General features: G+C 69.2%; 19 protein-coding genes and 2 pseudogenes. 10 read left to right on the top strand and 11 right to left on the bottom strand.

What is annotated here, in order from left to right; translation table 11 throughout:
• Positions 1-126 precede the first annotated feature (126 nt).
• The 7 genes from B116_RS0113580 to B116_RS0113550 are packed head-to-tail and all read left to right on the top strand — an operon-like array spanning position 127 to position 8,869.
• Positions 127-1,443 carry an aspartate aminotransferase family protein gene (locus tag B116_RS0113580; protein WP_082312807.1) on the top strand — a complete coding sequence of 439 codons (1,317 nt, stop codon included), beginning with the start codon at positions 127-129 and terminating at the stop codon, positions 1,441-1,443.
• The gene (locus tag B116_RS0113575; RefSeq protein WP_027660388.1) at positions 1,437-2,480 is read left to right on the top strand and encodes an NAD-dependent epimerase/dehydratase family protein; all 1,044 of its coding nucleotides are present in this window, start codon (positions 1,437-1,439) and stop codon (positions 2,478-2,480) included. The genes B116_RS0113580 and B116_RS0113575 overlap by 7 nt, the downstream gene beginning before the upstream one ends.
• A gap of 15 nt (positions 2,481-2,495) precedes the next feature.
• Entirely contained in the window at positions 2,496-3,497 is a 1,002-nt protein-coding gene (locus tag B116_RS0113570) for a UbiA prenyltransferase family protein (protein ID WP_027660387.1), read from the top strand.
• Positions 3,498-3,511: 14 nt separating this feature from the next.
• The gene (locus tag B116_RS0113565; RefSeq protein WP_027660386.1) at positions 3,512-4,522 is read left to right on the top strand and encodes a glycosyltransferase family 2 protein; all 1,011 of its coding nucleotides are present in this window, start codon (positions 3,512-3,514) and stop codon (positions 4,520-4,522) included.
• Positions 4,519-5,541, top strand: coding sequence for a glycosyltransferase family A protein (locus tag B116_RS0113560; RefSeq protein WP_027660385.1), 1,023 nt, complete (start codon positions 4,519-4,521; stop codon positions 5,539-5,541). Before B116_RS0113565 ends, B116_RS0113560 begins: the two co-directional genes overlap by 4 nt.
• Positions 5,538-6,761, top strand: a complete 1,224-nt coding sequence (locus B116_RS0113555) for an endonuclease/exonuclease/phosphatase family protein (protein ID WP_027660384.1) — start codon at positions 5,538-5,540, stop codon at positions 6,759-6,761. Before B116_RS0113560 ends, B116_RS0113555 begins: the two co-directional genes overlap by 4 nt.
• Before the next feature lie 17 nt (positions 6,762-6,778).
• Positions 6,779-8,869 (top strand): glycosyltransferase, encoded by a 2,091-nt coding sequence (locus B116_RS0113550; protein WP_027660383.1) that lies wholly within the window; start codon positions 6,779-6,781, stop codon positions 8,867-8,869.
• Positions 8,870-8,986: 117 nt separating this feature from the next.
• Here B116_RS0113550 and B116_RS0113545 read toward each other — a convergent pair whose 3' ends face one another.
• Positions 8,987-10,882, bottom strand: a complete 1,896-nt coding sequence (locus tag B116_RS0113545; RefSeq protein WP_027660382.1) for an AfsR/SARP family transcriptional regulator — start codon at positions 10,880-10,882, stop codon at positions 8,987-8,989.
• 626 nt (positions 10,883-11,508) lie between these two features.
• Between B116_RS0113545 and B116_RS25125 the strand changes: the two are divergent.
• Positions 11,509-11,925 (top strand): annotated as a pseudogene (locus tag B116_RS25125) (class I SAM-dependent methyltransferase); the annotation flags it as partial.
• Between the two features lie 176 nt (positions 11,926-12,101).
• Complete coding sequence (locus tag B116_RS0113535) at positions 12,102-12,668, top strand: hypothetical protein (RefSeq protein WP_026321920.1); 567 nt, start codon at positions 12,102-12,104, stop codon at positions 12,666-12,668.
• A gap of 35 nt (positions 12,669-12,703) precedes the next feature.
• On the opposite strand, the gene B116_RS0113530 is transcribed toward B116_RS0113535, so the two are convergent.
• From B116_RS0113530 to B116_RS0113520, 3 genes are all read right to left on the bottom strand, one after another.
• Positions 12,704-13,483: an endonuclease/exonuclease/phosphatase family protein gene (locus B116_RS0113530; RefSeq protein WP_018723353.1), complete on the bottom strand. Its 780-nt coding sequence runs from the start codon at positions 13,481-13,483 to the stop codon at positions 12,704-12,706.
• Between the two features lie 164 nt (positions 13,484-13,647).
• A complete protein-coding gene (locus tag B116_RS0113525) occupies positions 13,648-14,151 on the bottom strand; it encodes a peptide deformylase (protein ID WP_018723354.1) in 504 nt (167 codons plus the stop codon).
• Positions 14,152-14,250: 99 nt separating this feature from the next.
• The gene (locus tag B116_RS0113520) at positions 14,251-15,675 is read right to left on the bottom strand and encodes a membrane protein (protein ID WP_027660381.1); all 1,425 of its coding nucleotides are present in this window, start codon (positions 15,673-15,675) and stop codon (positions 14,251-14,253) included.
• Positions 15,676-16,129: 454 nt separating this feature from the next.
• Between B116_RS0113520 and B116_RS25120 the strand changes: the two are divergent.
• A pseudogene (locus tag B116_RS25120) lies at positions 16,130-16,489 on the top strand (hypothetical protein); the annotation flags it as partial.
• 594 nt (positions 16,490-17,083) lie between these two features.
• Here the strand turns inward: B116_RS25120 and B116_RS0113505 are convergent.
• Genes B116_RS0113505 through B116_RS0113475 form a run of 7 tightly spaced genes read right to left on the bottom strand, consistent with a single transcriptional unit; the run spans position 17,084 to position 24,663 of the window.
• The gene (locus tag B116_RS0113505) at positions 17,084-19,168 is read right to left on the bottom strand and encodes a glucosidase family protein (RefSeq protein ID WP_027660380.1); all 2,085 of its coding nucleotides are present in this window, start codon (positions 19,166-19,168) and stop codon (positions 17,084-17,086) included.
• Positions 19,161-20,138 (bottom strand): sugar kinase, encoded by a 978-nt coding sequence (locus tag B116_RS0113500; RefSeq protein WP_027660379.1) that lies wholly within the window; start codon positions 20,136-20,138, stop codon positions 19,161-19,163. The genes B116_RS0113505 and B116_RS0113500 overlap by 8 nt, the downstream gene beginning before the upstream one ends.
• Positions 20,135-20,740 (bottom strand): bifunctional 4-hydroxy-2-oxoglutarate aldolase/2-dehydro-3-deoxy-phosphogluconate aldolase, encoded by a 606-nt coding sequence (locus B116_RS0113495; protein WP_018723359.1) that lies wholly within the window; start codon positions 20,738-20,740, stop codon positions 20,135-20,137. Before B116_RS0113495 ends, B116_RS0113500 begins: the two co-directional genes overlap by 4 nt.
• Entirely contained in the window at positions 20,733-21,710 is a 978-nt protein-coding gene (locus tag B116_RS0113490; RefSeq protein ID WP_018723360.1) for an acetylxylan esterase, read from the bottom strand. The genes B116_RS0113495 and B116_RS0113490 overlap by 8 nt, the downstream gene beginning before the upstream one ends.
• Positions 21,707-22,966: an enolase C-terminal domain-like protein gene (locus B116_RS0113485; protein ID WP_027660378.1), complete on the bottom strand. Its 1,260-nt coding sequence runs from the start codon at positions 22,964-22,966 to the stop codon at positions 21,707-21,709. Before B116_RS0113485 ends, B116_RS0113490 begins: the two co-directional genes overlap by 4 nt.
• A gap of 46 nt (positions 22,967-23,012) precedes the next feature.
• Positions 23,013-23,813, bottom strand: coding sequence for an SDR family NAD(P)-dependent oxidoreductase (locus tag B116_RS0113480; protein ID WP_018723362.1), 801 nt, complete (start codon positions 23,811-23,813; stop codon positions 23,013-23,015).
• Between the two features lie 34 nt (positions 23,814-23,847).
• Positions 23,848-24,663, bottom strand: a complete 816-nt coding sequence (locus tag B116_RS0113475; protein WP_018723363.1) for a carbohydrate ABC transporter permease — start codon at positions 24,661-24,663, stop codon at positions 23,848-23,850.
• Positions 24,664-24,671: the final 8 nt, after the last annotated feature.

The raw sequence follows: 24,671 nt of genomic DNA, 5'->3' as shown, positions 1-24,671 counted from the left end.
GTGCCAGCACTGAAGAAAGGGGGGTGCATGACGAAGTTACTCAGCGTTGAGGATTGTGAACGTCTTTCGGTGAAAGACGTTCACAGTCTGTACCGACGTTTTGTCAACCGAAGTCAGGTCGGCCTGATGACGTCGTTCGGCTTTGGCCGGGAACTGGTAGACCACGCCGAGGGCGCGTACCTGTATCTGCGCGACGGTCGCCGGATACTCGACGTCACCGGTGGGGTGGGCGTGCTCAACCATGGCCACAATCATCCGCGCCTGCTCGCGACCCGCCGCCAGTTCGCGCAGCGACGTCGGATGGAGGTACACAAGACCTACTTCTCCCCGTACGTGGCGGCGTTGGCGCACAACCTGGCCCAGGTGCTGCCGGGCGACCTGAACATGTCCTTCCTGCCGAACTCCGGGGCGGAGGCGGTCGAGGGTGCGGTGAAGTTGGCCTACAAGTACCACGGCGGCCGGCGCAACACGATCCTGCGCGCCGATATCAGCTTCCATGGCAAACTGCTCGGCTCCGGCAGTCTGACCGGCGCCGCGCAGAATCATTTCGCGTTTCCGGGGATTCCCGGGGTGGTCTCGTACACCTATGACGACCTGGAGTCGGTGCGCGCCGCCGTGGCGGCGCACCCCGATGACGTGTACGCCATTCTCGTCGAGCCGTTCAGCGCCTCCACCATGCGCTGGTGTTCTGCGGATTTCCTGCATGGGCTGCGGGAATTGTGCACCGAGCAGGACATCGTGCTGGTGTTCGACGAGATCTACACCGGCTGGGGCAAGACCGGCAACATGTTCTACTTCATGCGCCACCCGGGGCTGCTACCGGACGTGGTGACCACATCAAAATCATTCGGTGGCGGTAAATCGTCAATATCTGCCTATGTGGCCCGGGAGCCGGTGTTCCGGCAGGCCTACGACAATCCGGTCGACGCGCTGCTGCACTCGACGTCGACCACCTACTACGGTTTCGGCGAGGAGTGCGCCACCGCCATCGAGGCGATCGCCATCGCCGTCGAGGACGACTACCCGGCCCGGGCCCGACGCATCGAGCAGCTTCTCGGACCGGGCCTGCGGCGGATCGCCAAGCAGCACCCCGAGGCGGTCGCCGAGGTCACCGGTGCGGGCGCGCTGTGGGGGGTCTTCCTCGACGGCGGACCGAAGGTGCTGGACCTGGCCGCGAAGATCGCGCCCGCCGGCCTGGCCCGCGATCCGCGACTACGCACCAAGCTGATCACCGCATCGGTAATCAACGAGCTTTACCGGGAGCACGACATCTACACGTACTACACCCTCAACGGCGCCAGCCCGCTGGTGGTCGGACCGCCGCTGGTGGCCACCGACGACGACATCGAACACTTCCTCCACGCCCTCGACACGGTCCTCGACCAGGGGCTCAACCGCCTCCTAAGCCGGTTTGTCGCCCAGAAGCTCGGCTCGCTGTGGTGATCGCGGTGACCGGCGCCGCCGGGATGCTCGGCTCGACCGTAGTGGCGCGGCTGACCAGCGCCGGATGCGCGGTGACCGGCGTCGACCTCCGGACCGCCCCCGACGGTCCCGACACGCCGGGCTACCGGCACCTGGTTGGGGACATCCGCGATCCGGCAGTGCTGCGGGCCGCCTTCGACGACGCCGAAGCGGTCGTGCACTGCGCCGCCGCGCTCCCCAGCTACCCGCCGGAGCAGATCCGGGCCATCGTGGTCGACGGCAGCCGGGCCGTGCTGGACGCCGCCCGAGCCGCCCAGGTGCCCCGGTTGGTCTACATCTCCTCCACCGCCGTGTACGGGCTACCCACCCAGGTGCCGACACCGGAGCAGCACCCGTACGCGCCGGTTGACGCGTACAGCACCGCCAAGGCCGACGCGGAGCGACTCGCGGTGGGCTACCGCGAGCACGGCCTGATCCTGCCGGTGCTGCGGCCGAAGACCTTCCTGGGCCCCGGCCGGATGGGACTGTTCGCGATGCTGTTCCAGTGGGCGCACGAGGGACGTAACTTCCCGGTGCTCGGCGACGGCGCGGTGCGCATCCAGATGCTGCACGTCGCGGACCTGGTGGACGCCGTCGAAACGGTGCTGCGGGTGCCTGCCGAGGCCGCCAACGACACGTACAACATCGCGGCGGCGACGTTCGGCACGCTCCGCGAGGACTTCCAGGCGGTCCTCGACGCCGCCGGACACGGCAAACGGGTCATTGGTCTGCCGGCCCGACCGGCCCGGGTCGCGCTCGGGCTACTCGAACGCAGCGGCCTCTCGCCGGTGTACGGGCGGCTGCTGCACAAACTCATGGCCGACTCCTACGTCGATATCGACCGGGCCCGGCAGCGCCTCGGATTCCACCCGCGACACAGCAACCGGGACGCGGTGCTGGAGACCTTCCGGTGGTGGCGTGGCCAGCAAGCCACCACCACCGCCACAACGGCCAGCGGACCTACCAGCCGCGATCCGTGGCGGCAGGGCGTGCTCGCCGCCGCCCGGGTCTTCTTCTAACGCAGGAGGTCAGCTATGACCGCGGTCGAGGTGACGGCGGAATCGGTGCCGGCCGAGACCCCCGACGCTACCGGCGGCAGGCGTAACCCGGCGCAGCCGGCGACCGAGACCGAACGACTCGACCTGCGCCTGGCCCGCCGCGCCAGCGACCTGGTTCTGCTGGCCCGGCCCCGCCAATGGGCCAAGACGGTGCTGGCCGTGCCGCTGGCCCTGCTCGACACTCCGGCCTGGACGGTTGGTGCGCTCGCCCGCACCGGCTGGGCGGTGCTGCTGTTCACCCTCGCCTCGTCGTTGGTGTACGTCGTCAACGACATCGCCGACCGTGACCTGGATCGGAGGCATCCGGTGAAACGGGCCCGGCCGGTGGCCAGCGGCCGGATCTCGGTGGCCACCGCCGTCGGGTTCGCCGGCGTCCTCGCCGGACTGCTGGGCCTGGCGTTCACCGTCGGCCCCGCGCTGCCCGGGTGGCCGCTCGCCGCCTACCTGGTGCTGAACGTGGCCTACAGCCGCTGGCTCAAACACATCCCGCTGGTGGACATCAGCGTGGTGGCGACCGGGTTCGGGCTGCGGGTGGTGCTGGGCTACGCCGCGACCGGCGCGGCCGTGTCGGTCTGGCTGCTCACCGCCGTCTTCACCGCCTGCCTGGTGCTGATCCTCGGCAAGCGACGCGGGGAACTCGCCACCCAGGGCACCGGGTACCGGCCCGCGCTGCGCGGCTACACCCTGAACCTGGCCGATCACCTGATCAGCGTCAACGCCACCCTCACCGTCGCGGCGTTCCTGATGTACCTGCACACCGACGCCCCGATCGGCGCGCACCGCGAGGCCATCGTGCTCGCCGCCCTGCCCCTGACCCTCCTGGTCATCTCCCGCTACCTGCAGGCCGTCCTGGTGCACCACGGCGGCGCGGATCCGGTCCGCACCCTGCTGCGGGATCGGCTGATCGTCGGCTCCGCCGCCCTGCTGGCGGCGGCCGTCGGCGCCGGGCTGCTCGCCGCCTCCCTGCCAACCTCCTGAAAGCGGTCTGCCTCATGCCCGAACCCCTGGTCTCGGTCGTCGTGCCGAACTACAACTACGCCCGCGCCATCGGGCTGTGCCTGTCCGCGCTACAGGCCCAGACCTACCCGAACCTGGAGATCATCGTTGTGGACGACTGCAGCACCGACGACTCAGTCGCCGTGGCACGCTCGTACGGCGTGCGGGTCGTGCGCACACCGGCCAACGGCGGCCCGTCGGTGGCCCGCAATCTGGGCGCGGCCCACGCCCGCGGTGCGATCCTGTTCTTCGTCGACTCCGATGTCGCGGCCAAACCCGACGCGGTGGCGAACGCGGTGGCGCTGCTGACCGAACGACCGCAGATCGGGGCGGTGTGCGGCAACTACGACCCGCGGCCGTTGATCCGCGACAGCCTGCTGGAGGAGTACCGCTGTCTGCAGCAGTCCTACTGGCTGATCGCCGACGAGGGACGCATCTACACCCTGTACACCGCGCTGCTGGCCATGCGCGCCGACGTGTTCGCCGAGATCGGGCCCTTCGACCCGCGGCTGCGCGAGACCGAGAACGCCGACTACGGCCTGCGGTTGGCCCGCTCGTACGAGATCTGGTTGACCCCGGCCGTCCGCGGCGTCCACGACCACGACCATGACCTGCGCGTCCTGGTCCGCAAGGTGTTCACCCGCACCATGCTGCACATTCCGATGTTCGCGCGCGCACCCCGCTTCCCCGGTGGGCTACGCAGCGGTCCACGCGCGTGGAGTAGCGTGGCCGCTCTGGTCGTGCTCTTGACCGCGGCGGCGCCGGCGCTGCTCGGCGCGGTCTGGGTGGTGCTTCCCGCGGTCGGGTTCGCCGGCTACCTGAGCCTCGACTGGCCGATGTACCGGTTCGTCGCCGCCCGCCGCGGCCCCCTGTTTGTCGCCTACTTCGTCGCCATGCACTTCCTGCTCAACCTGGTGATCGCCGTCGCGGCCGGCGTCGGCGTGTTCGGCCTGCTGACCTCGAAGACGTTCCGGCGGCTGTACGACAAGCCCGCGGAGGCGCTGTGAACTCCACCCCGCTGGTCTCGGTCATCGTGCCGAGCTACAACTACGCCGCCTCACTCGACGTCTGCCTGCTCGCCGTGCTCGACCAGACGTACCCGGCCATCGAGGTGCTCGTCGTGGACGACCACAGCACCGACGACTCGGCCGCCGTGGCCCGCTCCCTCGGCGTACGTGTGATCGCCCTGCCGGACAACGGTGGCTGCGGTCGGGCCCGCAACGTCGGGGTCGCCAACAGCGCCGGCGAGATCCTGTTCTTCGTGGACGCGGACGTGGCGATGGCCCCCGACGCGGTCGCCGAGGCCGTTGCCGTGCTCACCGCCGAGCCGCAGGTCGGCGCGGTGTGCGGGATTGAGGACCCGGAGCCGCTGCTGCACGACACGGCGATCGCGCGCTACCGGGGGTTGCAGTATCACCACTGGTCGGCCAGCGGGGAAGGGGAGGTCACCTTCCTCTTCCCGGCCATGTGCGCGATCCGACGGTCCGTCTACGACCAGGTCGGCCCCTTCAACCCGGCGCTGAAGCAGACCGAGGAGGTGGACTACGGCTACCGGCTGTCCCGCCGGCACCGCCTTCTGCTCACCTCCCGGGTACGCGGCCGGCACGACCACGACCACGAACTGCTGCCGCTGCTGCGCAAGCTGTTCCACCGGGCCCGGCTGCGGATTCCGCTGTACGCCCGGGCCCGGCGATTCGCCACCGGATTCGAGACGGCCGCACGGGCCTGGGGGTCTTTGCTGGCGGCGGCCAGCCTGCCCGCGCTGCTGCCCGCCGTGTTGCTGGGGCCGCTGTGGCTGCTCGCCCCCGCCGCCCTGTTCGGCGCCTCGATCACCGTCGACCGCGCGATGTATGCGCTGGTACTTCGGCGACGTGGGCCGCGCTTCCTGCTGTTCTTCGTGGCTGTGCACTTCATGGTCAACGTCACCATCACCACCGGAGTGGGCGTCGGGGTCCTGCAGTGGCTGACCTCCCGCCCGTTTCGCCGGTTGTACGACGGCACCTTCCCGGCCGAGGCCCCGGCGTGACCGCACCGCCCCGCACGCCGTCCGCGATGATCCCTTCCGTGTCGCTCGCGGACTCCGCCGCGATGATCCCTTCCGTGTCGGTCGCGGAGCCGACCGCGGCGGTGGTCGACGATGGGCCGGTGCGGGTGGGGCAGGCCGGGTCCACGGTCGCCGGTGCGCCCACCGAGCGGTGGTGGCAGCGCTGGCCGCGCCGGACCCTGCTCGCGGCCGCGACGCTGTGGCTGGGCTTCACCACCGTGCACCTGCTGCTCAGCGGTCGACTCTGGTGGTGGCGGCTGGCCGACCTGCTACCGCCGATCGTCTTCCTCACGATCCCGGTGCTGCTCGCGGCGCTCGCGTCCGGGAGCCGGCGGGCCCGCCGGCCAGTGGCGTTGCTGTCGCTCGCGGCCCTGCTGATCGGCGCCGGTCTGACCGGGTTGAACCTGCCGGGCCCGCTGCGGTTGGCGCAGCCGGCGCCGTCGGACGCGCTGCGGGTGGTGTCCTGGAACACCGAATACTGGCATTCGGCGGACCGGGCCACCGAGTTCTACGACCTGCTGCGCACCCAACGTGCGGACGTGTACCTATTGCAGGAGTACCTCGACGAGGTGGGCGGGGAGGTGGTCCGCGCCGACGAACTCGACCAGGTCCGCCAACAGCTGCCCGGCTACCACATCGCGGTAGTGGGTGAACTGCTCACCCTCTCCCGGTATCCGATTGTGGCCGCCACGCCGCTGTCGGCCACCGGCCTGCCGCCCCCGCCGACCGACTTCACCGACTTCTGGAACCACCAGGTGCTCCGCACCGACCTGCTGATCGACGGCCGGGTGGTGTCCGCGTACAACGTGCACCTGCCGGTGCCGCTCTGGGCGGGCGGTCCGAGCCTGTTCAGCGGCGCCTTCCACGAGGCGATCCGCACCCAGCACGAGCGCCGGGTGCCCCAGTTTCGGGCGTTGGCCGCCGACGTGGCGGACAACACCAACCCGATCCTGGTCGCCGGGGATCTGAACACCTCACCGGCGATGGGCGACACTCACCGGCTTCCCCCGCAGCTGCGCGACGCCAGCTACGCCAGCCGCTCCGCGTACCCGGTCTCCTGGTCGGCCGGGGGCCCGAGTCCGCTGCTGTGGCGGCTGGACTGGGCGCTGGTCTCCGACGACGTCGAGGTGCATCGCTACGAGTTCCGGGACCCCGCCGGCCACTCCGACCACCGGCTCCAGTTCCTGTCGATCTCGGTCTGAGTCCGGGGAGGAGTGCCATGACCTCGATGATCGACCCGGCCCGGACGGTGGCGCCAGAATCCGGCAACGTCCCCGACGGGCCCGAGCCGCCCGCGCCGACGGTGTCGGTGATCGTGCCCAACTACAACAAGGCCGCCAGCCTCACCGACTGCCTACGCTCCATCCAGGAGCAGACCCGCCCGCCCGTCGAGATCATCGTGGTGGACGACGCGAGCACCGACCGGTCCCGGGAAATCGCGGCCGGATTCGGCTGCCAGCTGATCGCGCTGCCCACCAATCGGGGCGTCTCGGCCGCCCGTAACGTCGGTGCCGCCGCAGCCAGCGGCGACGTGTTGTTCTTTCTCGACTCCGACATCGCCCTCGCGCCGGAGGCGATCGCCACCGCGGTGCGAACCCTGCGCGCGCATCCCGACTGTGGTGTCGTGCAGGGTATCTACGATGCCCAGCCGCTGCACGACGGCGGCCCGGTGGGGGTCTACAAGACCCTGTTTGAGCACTACTGGCGTCGACGGGGCGCCGGGGTGGCCGATGCCACGTTGTTCGCGTTGACGGCCATACCCCGACCGGTGTTTGAGGAGGTCGGCGGCTTCGACGAGACGCTGCGCGACGCCGAGGACATCGAATTCGGCACCCGGCTGCCGGCCCGCTACGAGATCCGGATGAGCGCGGACGTGCTCGGCCGGCACGACGACGTGGACCGGTTCGGACCGTACCTGTCCGAGCACGTCCGCCGCGCCGTCGGCTACGGTCGGCTGCTCGCCAACATGCTGGCCGGTCACCGGCGTGCGGCGACCGATACCGCCGGCACCCAACCGGACGGGAGGCGGGCCGGGAAGAAGACGGTGGACAGGGCTGCCGTCGCCGCCATGCTCTGTTGCGCCGGGGTGCCGCTGACCCTGCCGCTGGTGGCGATCGCCGTCGAACTGATCGCCGTTCCCCTGCTGCTGGCGGCCGGTTTCACCGTGGTCGACCGGGGCCTGCTCGGCTTCGTCCGGCGCCGCAAGGGTCACCTGTTCCTGGCGTACTTCATCGGTATGCACATGATCATGCACGCCACCCAACTCGTCGGGATGGCCGTCGGTGCTGCTGTCGCCACCATGGACTTCCGCCGCCACCGACGCGGTAGCACTGCAGGCTGGCGGCGGATACTGCACCGGGCCGTCACCGTGCTGTTCGTGGCGCTGTTGACCGTTGGTCTGGTCACCGTGCTGCATGGGCAGGACTGGCGCCCCGTCCGGGAGCTGGCGGCGAGCCTGGACCTGGCCACGGTGTATCTCGCACTCGGCGCGGCCTTCACGATCAACTGCGTCGGTCTGGTGTTCGGGGTGCTCTCCTGGCGGGCGCTCTTTGCTGACCTCGGGGCCCGAGTGGACCCGTGGACCGCCTCCCGGATCTTCTTCGTCGGGTTCCTGGTGAAGTTCGTACCCGGCCGCTTCGTCGCCCTGCCGGTGCTACTTCGACTGGGCAAGGCCGTTGACGTGGGGCCGGTCCGGCTCGCCTCGGTGTTCATGGTGAGCTGGGGCATCGTGGCGTTGACCGGGGTGACCGTCGGACTGGGCGCCGCGCCCGCGGTCGCCGGCACGCAGACGTGGTGGCTGCTCGGGCTGGCGGCGTTGCCGGTGCTCGCCCTGCTGATCCGGCCGGATCTGCTCAACCTGGGTATCCGCACCGCCGCGCGGATGTTTCGCCGGCCGGCCCCGACATTCGCCGCGTCCCGGTCGGGACTGCGGCGGGCCATCGTCACCCAGTCCCTGTCGTGGATCATCTCCGGCCACCATCTCTGGCTGCTCGCCGTGGTCGCGGGTGCGCCGCCAGGGCGGGCCTACCTGCTCTGCGTGGCCGGGTTCGCCCTGGCCACCGTGGCCGGGCTGGTGGTGATGGTGGCCCCGGACGGGATCGGAGTCCGGGAGGGGGTACTCGCCCTGGCGCTGGCGACCGTCCTGCCGCTGCCTCTGGCCGGCACGGTGGTGTTGGCCAGCCGAATCGTCTCGGTGCTCAGCGACGTCGTCGTGGGAGCGGGCGGGCTGCTGCTCGCCCAACACCTGCACCGACGTCGACGCCGGCCTCCGACGGCAGCACCGGCAACCACTGTCACCCTGGGCGGGTGACCGGGATGCCGCAGCAGCATTCGCGGCGCCGGTTCGGCGGGGAACAGCTGTTCCTGTTGTACCTCGCCCTCGGCGGTACCGCTGCAGTTGGCTGTGGCGAACAGGCTAGGCCGACGGTCAGCCGGGCAGACCGATCGCGGCCGGCCGTTCGGTGTGCGCGTGCTCGGTCTCCACCAGGTGGACGGCGTAGGCCCGCAGTAGTGCGTGCATACCGTAGCGGCAGCCCGGGCCGCGTTGAAGAAGGTGGGCGCGGGCCAGCAGGTCCAGCAACCGCCACGCCTCCGCGACGGTGGTGCCGAGGATTCCGGCCGCGACCTGCGGCTCCACGTCCGGTTCGCAGTCGCGGCCGAGCAGCCGGAACGCGCGGGCGGCATCCGCCGGCAGGCGCCGATAGGACCAGGAGAGCACCGCGCGTACGCCGGTGCGCCGGTCGCCACCGGCGTCGAGCAAGTCCAGTCGATGGCGCTGGTCGGCCAGTTCCTGGACTAGTTCGGTCAGCGGTGTGCCCGGCCGGCTGTCGGTCATCTCGGCCGCCAGTCGCAGCGCCAGCGGCAGTCGGGCGCACTGCACGGCCAGCGCCGCCGTCGCGCCCGGCTCGTTGGTGAGCCGCGGGTCGGTCAACCGACGGATCAGCACCACGGCGTCGTCCTGCGGCAGCACGTCCAACTCAATGCGCCGGGCACCGTGCCGTGCCACCAGGGCGGCGAGTGAGTCTCGGCTGGTCACCAGGACGAAGCAGGACGGCGAGCCCGGTAGCAGCGGACGGATCTGCTCGGCGGATACGGCGTTGTCGAGCACCACGAGCATCCGCCGGCCATCCATGCGGCTGCGGTACGCCGCGGCCCGCTCCTCCGTACCGGGCGGGTGATCAGCGCCGGCCACACCGAGCCCGCGGAGGAACCCGGCGAGGGCCTGCCGGGCCGCCACCGGCGGATCCGCGTCGTGCCCCCGCAGATCCACATAGAGCTGGCCGTCGGGGAACCAGCTGCGTACCCGGTGGGCCCAGCGCACAGCCAAGGCGGTTTTGCCCACCCCGGCCGTACCGGACACGGCGACGAGGGCGGCGGGAGCCGCACCGGCCGAAGTCGGCCCGGGCCGTTCGGCGAGCAGCCGGTCCAGGTGGCGCAGCTCGGCGCCGCGGCCGGTGAAATCAGGAATGTCGGCGGGCAGTTGGGCCGGCACCACGAAGGCGCCACCGGCGGCTTCCGTGGATGCTGCCGGGACGGTTGCGGGACCTGGCTCGGCTGGTGCCGCCGCCGGCGCCTCGTCGCGCAGTAGCGCGGTGTGCGCGGTCGTCAGCTGTGGTCCCGGCCCCACCCCGAGTTCTTCGGTCAACAACCGCCGCACCTGGTGATAGCGGCTGAAGGCGCGGGAGCGCCGTCCAGCAGCGTGGTAAGCCCGGATCAGGCGGGCCTGGGCTGACTCGTCCAGGGGCTGGGCCGCGGCTGCCTCTTCCAACACGGGCAGTGCCTCCCCCGCCCGGCCAGCGGCGATCATCATGTCGCCGTAGCGGTCGAGCACGGCCTGCCGCTCCGCGGCCAGGGCGACCACCTTGGGATGGGCGGTCAGCGCCGGAATGTCAGCCAACGGGGAACCGTTCCACAGTGCGAGGGATTGCCCGAGTAAGTCGGCTGCGCCGTTGATCTCGCCACGGTGGGCGAGGCCGGTGGCCGCGGTGACCTGGTGTCGAAACCGCACCACATCAACCGCGGCGCCCGGCACGTGCAGGGCGTAGCCGTCACCGACCTGGCGCAGGATCTTGCTCGGCGCCCGTCGTCGCCGGTCCGGTTCGAGGATGGAGCGCAGATGCTTGACGTGCGTCTGGATCACATTTCGGGCGGTGGGCGGCGGTAGCCGGTCGGGCCATACCGCCGCCAGAAGCTCGGCGTGTGACAGCGGTTGTCCGCAGACGATCGTCAGCAGTCCCAACAGGGCTCGTTGAGCCGCGGGGCCGAGGTCCAGGGGTTCGTGGTCGCGCCAGGCAGAGATCGGGCCGAGGATCTGAATTCGCACAGTCGCCATCCTCGCCAGTTGTGCCGACGTCGCCGCCCGCAACGGTTAACTGTATTAAGCGTTCGCCTGCTTCAAGCTAATCAATATTTGCGGACCCCGCAACGGGCAAGAACGTTGCATCAACAAATGGTGCGGCATCAATTGGTACATCTTCATTGCAGTACTTCCGGACGACTAGCGGTGTTTTTCCGATACGACCCCAGTGGTGCGCTAACCCCGATCTGCGGCACCACTTAACCTCGGCGAAACGTTGGATCAGAAAGATCCGTTCGTCGGTCAACCAATAGAAGATTGCCGTCGGGGCGACGACACTCCTGGCTTCGGATGGGAGCGCTACACCTCGGCGAGCGTCGACCTCCAATGCTGCCCGAAAAGGCGACCAGGCAGCAGGCGAATGAACCGAATCAGCCGATGAAACGCGTCGAATGGTTGACCTGCCCGCCTCACCTGGTGGGCATCCGCGCCGATTTGGGGATCCCCCATCCATCGATTGTCATTGAGGAACGCAATCAGTGCCGACGATCGTCTCGCCTGCTACTGGCGCCTTGCGCTTAAATCCGCGGTGCGGAATTCAACTCCTCGGTTGCGCGCTGGATCGACGGAGCCGGAAGCCACGCCGGAACATCGTCGACCTCTCTCCCGGCATGATCGAGGTCGCGCGCCGTGACCATCCGGCGTTTCCGTTCTAGGTAGCTGACCTGCGCGACTTGCCATTCCCGGATGCCGCTTTGGCGGGCGTCGTGTGCTGGTACTCGCTGATCTTTCTGGCACCGTCGGACCGGACGGTGGCGTTCTCCAGACTCGCGCGGGTGCTGCAGCCGGGTGGGCATCCGGTAGCTGCGTTCAAGGATGGCGACGGTCAGCGCCGGCGCGGTGGCCGGTCCGCCGGCTTGGGCGTGGAGTTCGACTCGTACTGGCTGTCCGCCCGGGAGATGCTGGACTTGGGCGCCGACGCCGGCTTTGACCTGGTGTTCCACGTTGGCCGCCCGCCCGAGGAGCCGGAGACCTGCCCGCAGGGCTACTTGTTGCTCCGCAAGGCTTGACGGATCCGCCAGAACCGCTGGACCGGCACCGATCATCGGGGAGGCGGGCGCCACTTTAAGAGCCCCGACTCTCGACAGAGCCCAGCCGGTGCGTCGTAGACCATCCTCGACGGGTGCATGTATGTTCACTAAAGTGAACGAGGCTGCACCAGCTTGAGTGAAGGATGGAGATGCCCATGACAGCTCCCATGCCCCTGCCGCGACGCGCCACCTCGCGGCTCAACGACCTGCTCATCGCCCCCGGTGCCACCCGGGTGGAGCGGTGGCTCAGCTACTGCACCGCGGTCGCCGGCGCCGGCGTCGCCGCAGCCATCGGCGCCGCAGCGGGCTACTCGCCCCCGATCGTCGTGGTGTTGGCGATCCTCGGTTTCGACATTTTCGGCGGGGCCGTGGTCAACGCCACCACCTCGGTGTCGCGCCGGTTCCACACCGGCGCGACCGCCGCCCGCCGGCAGGTGATCTTCGTGGCGGCCCACGTCCACCTGCCCGTCCTGGCGCTGATCCTGCCCGCGTACCCATGGTCGACTGCGATCACGCTCTACGCCGGCACCCTCGCCGCCGCCGTGTTGGTCGCCACCGCCGCTCCGATGGTGAAACGCCCGTTGGCGTTCGCCGCCGCGGTCGGGCTACTGGTTGTGGCGGTCACACTCCTGCCCACCCCGCCAGCGCTCGCCTGGTTGGCGCCGCTACTGATCCTTAAGCTCCTCCTCGGGCACCTGCTGCCCGGCCCCCGGGTGACGTAAGCAACGCGAGCCCAACACCACGCCAGCGCCGCCGGTCAACCGAGGTCAACCACGAGGGGTCGGTGATCGGAGATCACCGACAGTGGGGTTTGCACGGCCATCACCGGTGGGAGTCGATGGCGGTCCTGTCGGTCGGCGAGGATGTGGTCGAGCTGGATGCGGGGTTGTCCAGCCGGATACGTGGGTCGACGGCCGAGGGGACGCCACCCGGTCAGGAGTCGGGCCGCCCCGGCGGGCAGGTTGAGGTCACCGAGCAGGATCCGTGGTGCGGGCAGGGCCCGCAGCGCACGGACGGTCTGGCGTAGCTGGCGGGCGTTCCAACCGGGAGCGAACGACAGGTGGGTGGTGGCGACGGTCAAGAGACCGTGCGGGGTGCGCAGGACCCCCGCGAGCACGACGCGGGGCTCGTCCCGGAGCAGCGCGAGGCCACCGCGGCCTCCGGGTACGTAGATCGGTGTGCGGACCGGTGCCGGCTTCAGCCGGATGACCTGCCAGGAGAGGACCGGGTGGCGGCTGACCAGGCCGACGCCGAAGCGGGGTTCGTCCTGGCCGTCGTCGTCGTGGGTCAACGGGCGGACCTGCCCGCCGGGCTCACCGACGACGGCGGCGGCGAAGCGGTGTTCACCGGCGGCGAGAGCATGGGCGGCGAGAGCGGTCTGGTCCAGGTAGCCGCTGCGGCCCTGCCCCCGGTCGACCTCTTGGAGGGCAAGGACATCGGCATCAAGGGCAGCGACGGCGGCCGTAAGCCGTGGCGACTCGACCAGTCCGTCGGTGAGCGACCGCCCGTGCAGCAGGTTGAAGGTGGCCAGGCGCACCGGGTCAGCCTAGAGCCGTGGCATGGTGGGCCAGTGGTGAAAGTGTTCATCTGCTCGGTGCTGGTGTTCGTGACGGTTGGGTCGCTCGGTCTGTGGCTGCGGCAACGTCGAGGACGATGAGGTGAGCGCGGCCAATCGGTAGGTGTTTCGGCGAGGGGCGGCGGTCACCGACTAGGCGGCGCGTAGCGGCCGGAGCGCATCTCCCGCAGGGCCCGGCGGCGGGTCTCCCCGCGCAGCGTGTCCACGTAGAGGCGACCGGCGAGGTGGTCGGTCTCGTGTTGCAGAGCGCGGGCGAGAAAGCCGGTGCCGGTGATGGTCAACGGTTGCCCGTCCTGGTCCACACCGTGTGCGGTGGCGCGCATGGCGCGCGGGGTCGGGAAGTACAGGCCGGGAATCGACAGGCAGCCCTCATCGTCGTCCTGGCGGTCGTCGCCGAGTTCCAGCGTGGGGTTGATGAGGTGGCCACGGTGGCCGTCGGCGTCGTAGACGAACACCTGGGCGGAGACGCCGATCTGCGGGGCGGCCACCCCGGCGCGACCTGGGGCACCGAGCAGCGTGTCCATCAGGTCGGCGACCAGCGCGCGCAGCTCGGCGTCGAAGCTGGTGACCGGTGCGGCGGGAGTGCGAAGCACCGGGTCGCCGATGATCCGAATCGGGCGCATCGTCATGGCCCAGAGACTATCGCCCTGCTTCGGGCGGGGAAGACGGGCCGGCACGAGCAGGGAGGCGCCCCGGCGATCACCGCCGGGGCGCCTCGAGTAGGTCGGTCAGCCGAAGCAGGTTGGTACGGGGTTGGGGCTGCCGGTGCAGTTGGTGGGTCGGTTGTTGATGATGGTGATGGTGCCGAAGACGTCGATTACGCCGTTGTTGTAGACACCGCCGGGTTCGTTTTGGGCGATGTTGTCGGTGACGCGGACGTCGGTGAGGGTGAGGACGGTGGTGGGGTCGCTCGGGTCGAAGAAGATACCGCCGGCGACTCCGGCTGCTTGGTTGCCGGAGACGGTGGTGCGGCGCAGGGCCACCACGGGTTCGCCGACGATGGCGATGCCGCCGCCGTCGGTGGTGGTGGCGGTGTTGTACACGATCTTGCTGTCCTCCACGGTGGCACCGAGATCGGTGGTGAGGTAGAGCCCCCCACCGGAGGTGGCGCTGTTCTCGGCGACCTTGACATGCTGGAGCAGGAGGGACTCTTCGCCGTTGTCGTAGATGCCGCCGCCGAGTCCGCTGGCGGTGTTGCGGGTGATGGTGCTGTGGACGATCTCGGAGATGTCACCGTCGTTGTCCACACCCCCACCGTCAGTAGCGGTGTTGTCGCTGATCAGAGTGTGGCGGATAGTGGCGGAACCATTGTCGTTGGAGAACCCGCCGCCGGTGGTGCCGGCGGTGTTGTTGGTCAGCTTCGACTTGCTGATCGTAAAGGTGCCCTGGTCGCTGGAGACGCCACCGCCCTCGTCGCCGGCGGTGTTGCGGGTGATGGTGCTCTTGGTGATCGTGACCTTGCTCCGGTCACCCCAGACGCCGCCGCCGTCGCCGTTGCCGCCGAGGGTCATGTTGTCCCGGACGGTGACGCGTTCGAGGGTGAGTCGGGTGCCTTCGCCGGCGCGGATGCCGCCGCCGTCGTCGTTGTTGCCCTCGAGCCTTCCGCCGGCGACGGTGAGGTCTTTGAGGGTGAGGTCGCCGCCGGTGATGACCTCGAAGATGCGGAAGTCGTCGGCGGCGGCGGCCCGGATGATGGTGGCGCCCTGGCCGTAGATGGTGATGGGTTGGAAGACCTGGGGTAGTCCGTTGTCGTCCTGGTTGATGGTGAGGGTGTAGGTGCACTTCTCGGCGAGGCGGAGGGTGCCGCCGCCGGCCTGGTTCGCCGCGGTGATGGCGGCGATCAGGGCGTTGGGGTCGCAGGGCACCGGGGTGCCCTTGTCCTTGCCGTCACCATGGCCATCGCCCTTCCAGCCCGAGTGACCGGCCTTTCCCCAGTCACCACCCCACTCGCCGTCAACCTTCGACCATTCCCGGTGCGGTTGGCCGTCAGTGACGGCCCGGTCGGGCGAGGACTGGAACGCGCTGGCCTGGCCGGTGCCGGCCAGGCCAGCGACTCCGGTGAGGGCCACGGCACTGACCGCCGCAACGGCCCGGGGTGCGCGGCGCCGACCGCGCCCCCCGGACGGGCGGGGGATTCTCCTGCTCTGCAACATCGTGGTTCATCGCTTTCTGTGCGGTCGGTCCGGGTGCGGTGCCAGTGGTGCTGACGCCACAGCAGGAGTTAAGTACACAAAACCTCACAAACCACCCAGAGAGCGCAGAAATGAACCTAACGTGTGAAATCACCCCATGTTAGGTATTTTCGGGTGGCCGGCGTTACTGTCGGTCTCGCCGCTTCCCTTGCAGCCGCAAGGCGTCGAGTACGCCATGATCGATCGCCCGCTCCCGGAGCGATTGCCGCACTAGCGCGACGCCGGGGGCAGTTCCGGGCCTGACGTGCTACCCACGGCCCGGCGTTCTGCCGTCGCATCACCAGGGGCCGCCCGCGTGGCGGGCGGGGACAGTCCAGCCGTTTGGTGTTCGGACTGTTCGGATGGGTGGGATGAGCTTCGTGATGACTGCTGGGGTGCGGGCGGAACGGGAGGTACGTCGCGGTTGGATGTACCGATGACCGTTCATGGTGTAGTCCGTGCCTTGCCGGACATCCAGGTGCTGCGCGAGCGGTGTCGCGCGTTGGCGACACTGGACGCGGTCATGAGTCGGCATCCGGAGCCGCGGTACTACTCGTTCGATTCGCGCTGGGCACCGGATGAACAGATGGCGTCCATGCGAAACGGGTCCGGCGATGAGTGGTCGATCGTGTTCTCGCCGGTCGGCGCGTTCATCCGTGGCTTCGATCACGAGTCGCCAATGAGCCCGGCGGTCAACGATGACGAGCTCTGGCCCGGACTGGTCGACCCCGTACCGAAGGAGCTGGGCGCCGAGGTGCCCCAGAGCTACATCGAGCAGCCGGCGAACGGACACGAACTGGCCACCAACTAACTCCTGGCCAACACAACGAAGGCCCCGTCCGGATTCCGGGCGGGGCCTTCGTTCGCGCAGCGCGGAGTCCACGCGGCGGCCAACGGCGTCTTTGGGGCATATCGGCGACGGACTATGATCGGGCAGTTCAGCCCCGGTTCCCCGTCCGGGGCTGGGCTCTGCCCCGGCCCCCTTCGTGGCGGACCGACCGGTGTTGATCAAAGCCGGACCATCCGGTATCAGCTCGCCGGATGGCAATGAATCCGTTGCCGTACGGGTCCTGCGGATCGTTTCGGTACCCGGCGTGCAGCGCCCGGGGGCATCGAGCCAGCCCCGCCGCGAGCCTTCAGGTGATAGCCGAACTTCCCGTCACCTGGTAGGGCTGCGTGGGCGCCGCGCCGCCGGCCGAGTCCTTCACCGACGTCATCACCGTCGAACTGACGAAGCTCAACTCCGACCGCCCGCCCTGACCCTGCAGCGGGGGTGCCGGAGCTGCCCCCTGAGCTGTCAGCGGTGCCGCTCCTCACCGCGTAGCTGCCGGGGCCGACTGACCGTCGGGGTGTCCCGTCCCACCCAGTAGGGGGTCCGACGGACTCGGCCCTAGTTTGCGGCGTCGACGACCCCCACGGCCGTGACGTCATAGCTTCGACCGGCAACGGCCAGCCCGCGCAGGGTGGCCTGGGGGTCGAGGCCATGCAGCTGTGGCTTCGCCGTGACCTCGCCGGCCAGGGACACCTCGATGCCGAACACGCCCTCGATCACGAGGCTCACCCAGGCCCCCGAGGCCGAGCACGCCCAGTCGGTGAGGTACGGGAACTGCGGCGGGGCCTTGCGGGCGCCGCCCGCGATCGGTGCTTCCGCGTCCTCGACGTAGTGCGCCTGGCCGCAGGGGCCCTGGTTCGCCGACTTGGCCAGGCCCGGCAGCCACTCGGCGGCGACATGGGAGCTGCCCATGAGGAACAACGCTCGAGCGGAGTCGGCTGGCCAGGCCGAATAGGCACCGTTCCACTGATGGTCTGGGCGGAGGCTGAATGCCGCGTCACGGTCGTAGGGCGACAGTGCACGCATCCAGGTCGGGGTCTGCAATTCGCGGACGAAGAAGTCCGTCATCTCCGCACGCTGCTGCCCGGTCAGATCCTGCGCGATGGTGGTGCCGACGGTGGCGAAGTCGTAGCAGTGGCGCACCGCGACCAACGTCCCATCGGGCTGGCGGGCGTGCCAGAAGCCGGCACCCGCAACGTACAGCCGGTTGACCGCCGCGGCGAGGTCGTTGGCCTGGCAGCGCAGGTCCACCGCGTGGTCGGGACGCCCCTCCAAGTCAGCGACCTCGGCCGCCACGCGAAGACACCACACGTTGGACGCGTTGAGGCTGGCCACCTCGTGGATGTAGCTGCTCACACACTCGAGCAGGTTGTCGATTTCCCCATAGTCGGCCAGTTCGTGCCGACCGCGCAGCCCCTGCCAGGCGGTCGCCCACTCCAGCAGGTGCTCCGCGACGCGGCGCTTCGCACCCGCGCGCGGCGCAATGGCCTTGTCGAGGAAGGCCCGGTCGCCGCTGAAGCGGACGTAGTCGCGCACGAGACGCGTCATCGCGTAGTCGTTGACGGAGTACCAGTAGCCGACCGGAGCGCCCGTGAGCCACTCGGTGCCGAAGTGCGCATGGATGTCGGTGGAGATCCAGTGTTCGATGTGACGGCGCATCGGCTCGGGGTCAAGCAGCCCGTGCACCAGCGAGCTGAGACTGAAGTCCCAGATGAACGTCGTCGTCTGCCAGTAGCGCGGCATCAGCGTGTCGTAGGTGCGGCCGAGCACACTGGCCGGGTTGTCGCGACGGAACCACAGCACGCCGAGCGCGCCCCACCAGTAGAGCGTACGCAGCGCCTCGTTGTCGGTCTCCAGGACCGGCAGGTGGCCACTGAACGAGCTGTTGCCGGGGGTGAACATCGCCTCCAGCTCGGCGTCCCACATCCTGGTCGTCGCGGCGACCGCGCCGGGCACGTCGGCAGACAGTGCCTCGAAAGTGGCCAGCGCCGAGGGCACGTTCGTGGCGATGACGTGCACGAATCCGAACCGCTTGCTCTGCCCGGCGGCCAGCTGCAGCGTCACCTCAACGAAGTCGGGATCGAGGCGGCTCGGCGTGACGTCGACACCCTGCACACTCGCCGCCGCCGAGCGGCTGGCGGTGCCGACGGCCGCCCGACCACAAGCGTGCACGGTGAGCTGGTTCGGCTCCGACGGCGGCTCCGAGCGCAGCCAGGGCCCGCCGGAGTCGGTGACGCTGGACGACAGCGCGAGCCCCAGCCGCACGGTACGCGGCTCGGCTCGGTCGTTGGTGACACGAACATCCACCACGACCCCGGTGACGTGTGGTGGACACGCGGTCACCGTTTCGATCACGATGTCGTCGACGCGAGCACTGCGCTGCACGTGGTCGGGCCGCCACACTACTGACACGGGCGTGCCGTGGGAGCGAAACAGCCGTCCGTCGAGGTACAGCTGACCGGTGATCGTGTCTCCATGCGACAGCGGCGCAAAGTTGATGCTGCGCAGTGCCACGATGTCGTGGTCGACCTGCGCGGCGCCCAGGAAGTTGGTCAGCCCCGGCGGGTTCACCATGTCGTCGAAGGAGTCGACGATCACGGAGCTGGCCAGGTCGCGGGTCGTCGGGATCGTGCGCTTAACCATGGATTGTCCTCGGATAGCTGGGACTAGAATCGATGTGGCTTGTCGCAGGCACAGCCGGTGGCAGGAGCGCGGTCGGCACGATGGCGCCGGGGTGTTGGATGACGCTGCCCGCGAGCCGGTGCCCCGCCCGGGCTGCCTCGACCAGCGACGCACCCTGCAGCCGGGCAGCGAGGAACGCGGCGTTGAAGGCGTCGCCGGCAGCGGTAGTGTCGACGACGCGCGCCACGACGGTGGGCGCGACGTGGTACGCGTCGGTCGCGGTGAAGGCCACACACGGCGCGGGGCCGTTCTTGACCACGCCCTCGGCGACTCCAAAGGCGCGGAGTCTGTCGATGCAGTCGTCGGGACTGTGATCGCCGAACAGCGCCTGCTCGTCGGACCACGTTGGCAGTGCCACATCCGTGCGGCGCAGCGCTGCCTCGGCCGCAATGCGCGCCTGCCGCGCGATGGGCCAGCCCGTGGGCCGGTAGTTGCCGTCGAAGACGACCCGCCCGCCGTGCGCCCGCACGTTGTCCAGGACATCCCACAGCCGGGCCCGGGCGACGGGCGTGAGGATCTGCAACGTGATGAGGGAGAGGTAGACCACGTCGTACGACGCGATCGCCGCGTCGGCGTCCGGGTCATGCCCTGGACCAAACAGACCCGTGGCCGCGGATCCGGCGCGGTAGTAGACGAAGTGCCGTTCACCCGTGTCATCGGTGCGCACGAGGTAGAGCCCGAGCCGCCGGCCGATGCGACGCCAGACCAGCCGGGTGCCCAGTCCCTCCTCGGCAAGACGCTCGACCAACCCCTCGCTGTAGGGGTCGTCGCCGACGGCCGTGGCGTAATCGACCGAGCCGGTGGACCCAAGTAGCCGCCTCAGATAGACGGCCGTGTTGGCGGTGTCTCCTGCGTACGACAGGGACAGGACAGTGGGGCCCTGGTGGGTGAGCTCCACCATCGCTTCGCCGATCGCGAGGATGCGCGTCATGCCGACCCGCCGATGCCCAGCGACGCGAGCCGTTCCGGCAGGTCGCCCGAGAAGAGGTCGTTGCCGACGCCGACCGCGAAGGCTCCGGCGGCGAGCCATCGGGGGACGTCATCCAGTGGGATTCCCCCGGTAGGGACGACGCGGGCGCCGGGCACCACGGCCAACAGGCTGCGCAGGTAGGCCGGGCCTGCGACGTGCGCCGGGAACAGCTTGGCGACGCCCTGGCTTGCGGCTGCGGCGACCTCGCTCGGAGTGAAGCCGCCTTCGATGAATAGTGTGTGCGCCCGGGCCGCGACGCTGCGTACCTCAGGCACCGGATAGGGGCTGACAAGGAAGCGGGCACCGCGCTCCAGAGCCTGCTCGGCGGCCACGGCGGTGGTGATTGTGCCGGCACCGACCACGCAAAGCGGATACTCGGCGGTGGCAGCCTCGAGCACCTCGGACCAGCCGGGGATCGTCGCGGTCACCTCGACCACGCCAATGCCCGCTGTCACGAGCGTCGTGACGAGACGGTGTGCGTGGTCGGCCGTTTGCGTCCTGACCACCGGCAGGATCCTCGTGCGGCCGACTACCTCGACGACCGGATCGGTGGACTCACTCATCGGGACCTGCCACGAGGTTGGCGCCCCAGTCGAGAAGCAGCCGGTCGTCGTCGACTCCGCCGCCTTCGTGCCCGTTGTAGGGCCACACCTCGACGTGTACGGGACCTGCGAACTCGTTGGCCGCAGCGAACACGCTCGACGGCGGGCACACGTCGTCCATCAGCCCGGCCGAGAACCACCCGGGGCGTCTCGCCCGTCGCGCCATGAAGACTCCGTCGAAGTATCCCAGCACGCCAAAGGCATGCGCGATCTCATGGCGATGGATGCCAAGGAACCGGCGGAGCTCGGCGTACGGATCGCTGTCGGTCACGGCGACCGCACGTCGGATCGCGCAGAGGAAGGGTGAGCGCGCGGCGACACCGGCGATGTCGGGCACCAGCCCGGAGACAGCCAGTGCGATGGCGCCGCCTTGGCTCGAACCGGTGACGATGACGCGGCTTGCGTCAACGACGGGTAGTGTCCTGACGGCCTCGACGGCACGCACTCCGTCACTGAACACGCGCCGGTAGTAGTAGTCCTCGGGCGAGTTGATCCCGCGGGTGAGGAACCCGGGAGCGCTCGAGCCGGTACCGTACGGGTCGGGTGTGTCGGACACGCTCCACACGCCGCCCTGGCCGCGCGTGTCCACAACGAGGTGCGCGAATCCCGCTGATGCCCAGAGCAGCTTCTCGTGAGGCAGGCCGCGACCGCCGCCGTACCCGATGAACTCCACCACGGCCGGCAACGGTCCGGCGAGACCGGCCGGGCGGACCAGCCACGCCCGTACCCGGTCGCCGCCGAACCCGTTGAACGCCACGTCGTCGACCGTCACCGTGCGCAGCCGGGTGTCGACGGGACACTGCACGACGTCGAGTTCGTGGTGGCGGACCTCACCGAGCGTCTTGGCCCAGAACACGTCAAAGTCCGATGGCTCCGTCTCGTCGTACCGAAAGGCGCGGAGTTGGTCAAGCGGCATGTCAAACTGCGTCATCGCGGCTCATGCCTTCCGGGTGAGGTGAGCGGAAGCTGCGTCACTGTCGGGTCGGCGAAGTCGGAGTTGGGAAGCAACGGAAACCAGCCCGGGCGGCCGGGGTCGCGGTCGTACGGGTATCCGCCGAGTTCCTGGTAGAGGTCGGCGTACTTGCGAACCTTGGCCTCGTCGAGGCGGACGCCGAGCCCTGGCGTGTCCGGCGCGGTGATGGCACCGTTGTGGTAGGTCATCCTGCCGCCCTCGATCACGTCGTCGAGCAGGTGGTGGTAGTGCGCGTCCGCCGCGAAGGTGAGGTTGGGGACCACCGCACCAAGGTGCAGCATCGACGCGAGCTGGATGCCCAGTTCTCCCGAGGAGTGCACGGCCACGCCGATCTGGAACGTCTCGCAGACCGCGGCAGCCCGGATGCAGGCGCGAATGCCGCCCCAGAAGGTCGTGTCGAGAAGCACAACGTCGACCGCGGGGTCGCGCACTGTCGTCGCCAGTTGCTCGAAGTTGACCACGACGGTGTTGGTCGCGATCGGGATCGACGTCTTCTCGCGGATCCGGCGGAGCCCGTTGAGTCCGAACGCCGGGTCCTCAAGGTAGTCGTTGTTCACGGACTCGATGGCCTTGGCGAAGCGGATGCCCTCCTCGACGCTCAACGCTCCGTTCGGGTCGTACCGAAGGCGGTCCTTCGGGAACGCCTCAGCCAGCGCCCGGTAGCACTCGAGTTCGTAGTCGGGTGGGAAGACACCGCCCTTGAGCTTGTGGATGGTGAAACCGTGTTTGTCCTTGAGGGCTCGCGCGTGCGCGACGAGCTGCTCAGCTGTGCGAACCTCGCCCTTGCCGGATGCGTCGGGGTAGCGGAAGAACAGGTAGCTTGCGAACGGGATCCGTTCGCGGATCTTGCCGCCCAGCAGGACGTGCACGGGGACGCCGAGGTGCTGGCCCTGCAGGTCGAGGCAGGCGAACTCCACGGCGGCCAGCAGCTGGGTGCGATTGTTGTAGAGGCTTGCGGTCGGATTGGCGAGCATGAATCGCAGGACCTCGGTGCGGGCCGGGTCGTGCCCGACGAGATAGTCCCGCAGTGACACCACGGCAGCCTCGGCGCTCTGGCCGCCGCCGCCCATTTCTCCGATGCCGATGAGCCCGTTGTCGCTTTCGATCTCGATGATGGTGCGGACAAAGCGTCCCCAGTGAGCGCCGTTGCTGTGGCGCAGGGAGGCTTCGAGCGGCACGGTGACCGTGGTTGCCCGGAGATCGGCGATGCGCATGAGGGTTCCTTCTTCTTGTGGTGCCTAATGTGTGCGGGCGCGACGGCTACTTCGGCAAAGCGACGGGGAGCCCTGCGGTCAGCCCGCCGTCGACGCGAATGTCCGCGCCCGTGACGAAGCTCGCCTGGTCGCTGAGCAGGAAGGCGGCGACGTCGGCGACCTCCGCTGGCTGCGCCACCCGTCCGAGAGGGTGGGCGCTCCCCCAGTCGGCAAGCACGTCGTCGGTTGGCCGGTCCCCGCTGAACAGGGTGGCGGCCCACCGCAGCATTGGCGTGTCCACCGAACCAGGGCATACCGCGTTGACCCGGATGCCCTCCGTCGCGTGGTCCACGGCCATGGCCTTGGCGAGGGACAGCAGTGCGCCCTTGGTCGCCGCGTAGGCGGCGACGCCGTGCTGGGCGGCGTATGCCTGCACGGACGCCACGATGACCACCTGCCCCCCGCTGCCCTGCATCAATGGCAGTAGGTGGTGGCAGGTGAGGAATGTGCCCCGCAGGTTGACGCCCATGATCTCGTCGAACAGATCGGCGGTCGTCTCCACGACGGTTCCGTAGCGCTGGATCCCTGCGGCACAGACGAGCCCGTTGAGACGTGCGAAGTCGGAGCGCAGGCGGACGCCCAGCGCGGCGAGGGACGAGTCGTCGGCGACATCCGCGACGTGCGGGACCACCCGCCCTGAGAACGTGCCGGAGGAGTCGTCGAGCTCGCCCAGGGCGTCCTCGTCGCGGTCAACGGCGACGACCGTGTCACCAGTTGCTGCCAGGCGCTCCACGACTGCCCGGCCGATTCCGGCGGCCCCACCCGTGACGACGATGACCCGGGAGGAGCCCGTTGGCTGCGTGGTCACAGCTTCTCCAATCAGTTGGTTGGGCGCGACGTTGCTAGGACTGGCCGAGGGTTAGGCCTCGCGCGAAGAGCCGCTGGGTGGCGAGGAAAAGTGCCACGGTCGGCAGCGAGACCAACAGGCCACCTGCGAGGACGGTCGGCAGTGCTGATCCGCCGTAGGTGCTCTGCAGGCTCGTCAGGGCCGGCATGATGGGCCGGACGTCGTCCGACTGGCTGAGCGTGAGTCCGAGCAGGAGGTCGTTCCAGATGAATGTTGCCTGCAGGATGAAGATCGCGGACAGTGCACTTTTGGCGAGTGGCAGGTAGATGCGCCAGAAGATGCGCCAGGTCGATGCGCCGTCGATGACTGCGGCCTCGAACACCGAGTACGAGACACCTGTGAAGAAGTTACGCATCAAGAACGCGGCGAACGGCACGCTGATGGCGGTGTAGACGAGGTACATGCCGGTTCGGGTGTCGTACAGGCCGGTATTGGCATATCCGATGAACAGTGGCATGAGGATCATCTGCAGCGGGAAGATCGTGCTGCCAAAGGTGAAGACGAACCACAGGAAGCCGTGCCTGAGTCGCAGCGCCACGATCGCGAACCCGATGGCGGCACCGAGGACGACGGCGGTCAGCGGCGCGATCGTGCTGTAGAGAAGGCTGCTCGGGATGCTGTCACCGAGCTGGGCCTTCTGCCACGCATCACGCATGTTGTCGACCAGCGCGAAGTCGGGAAGCGGTGCCCAGACCCTCGCTGGGTCGTACAGTTCGGCCGGCTTCGACGCGTTGGCGACCAGCAGGTAGACGGGGGCGAGCCAGATGAGGCCGAGAAGGGTCAGAAACCCGGGTCGGATTACACGAGACATCACAACGT

This window comes from Salinispora fenicalii (assembly GCF_000514815.1).
GTDB lineage: Bacteria > Actinomycetota > Actinomycetes > Mycobacteriales > Micromonosporaceae > Micromonospora > Micromonospora fenicalii.
The sequence above is the reverse complement of the archived record's forward strand: the minus strand, read 5'-3'. Positions and strand labels throughout refer to the sequence as shown.

Bases quoted from the DNA above. Each gene is read 5' to 3' on its own strand.
- B116_RS0113495 (WP_018723359.1), bottom strand. From the start codon at position 20,740: ATGAGTGAGTCCACCGATCCGGTCGTCGAGGTAGTCGGCCGCACGAGG.
- B116_RS0113490 (WP_018723360.1), bottom strand. From the start codon at position 21,710: ATGACGCAGTTTGACATGCCGCTTGACCAACTCCGCGCCTTTCGGTAC.
- B116_RS0113580 (WP_082312807.1), top strand. From the start codon at position 127: ATGACGTCGTTCGGCTTTGGCCGGGAACTGGTAGACCACGCCGAGGGC.
- B116_RS0113500 (WP_027660379.1), bottom strand. From the start codon at position 20,138: ATGACGCGCATCCTCGCGATCGGCGAAGCGATGGTGGAGCTCACCCAC.
- B116_RS0113485 (WP_027660378.1), bottom strand. From the start codon at position 22,966: ATGCGCATCGCCGATCTCCGGGCAACCACGGTCACCGTGCCGCTCGAA.
- B116_RS0113475 (WP_018723363.1), bottom strand. From the start codon at position 24,663: ATGTCTCGTGTAATCCGACCCGGGTTTCTGACCCTTCTCGGCCTCATC.
- B116_RS0113550 (WP_027660383.1), top strand. From the start codon at position 6,779: ATGACCTCGATGATCGACCCGGCCCGGACGGTGGCGCCAGAATCCGGC.
- B116_RS0113570 (WP_027660387.1), top strand. From the start codon at position 2,496: ATGACCGCGGTCGAGGTGACGGCGGAATCGGTGCCGGCCGAGACCCCC.
- B116_RS0113565 (WP_027660386.1), top strand. From the start codon at position 3,512: ATGCCCGAACCCCTGGTCTCGGTCGTCGTGCCGAACTACAACTACGCC.
- B116_RS0113520 (WP_027660381.1), bottom strand. From the start codon at position 15,675: ATGTTGCAGAGCAGGAGAATCCCCCGCCCGTCCGGGGGGCGCGGTCGG.
- B116_RS0113505 (WP_027660380.1), bottom strand. From the start codon at position 19,168: ATGGTTAAGCGCACGATCCCGACGACCCGCGACCTGGCCAGCTCCGTG.
- B116_RS0113525 (WP_018723354.1), bottom strand. From the start codon at position 14,151: ATGACGATGCGCCCGATTCGGATCATCGGCGACCCGGTGCTTCGCACT.
- B116_RS0113535 (WP_026321920.1), top strand. From the start codon at position 12,102: ATGACAGCTCCCATGCCCCTGCCGCGACGCGCCACCTCGCGGCTCAAC.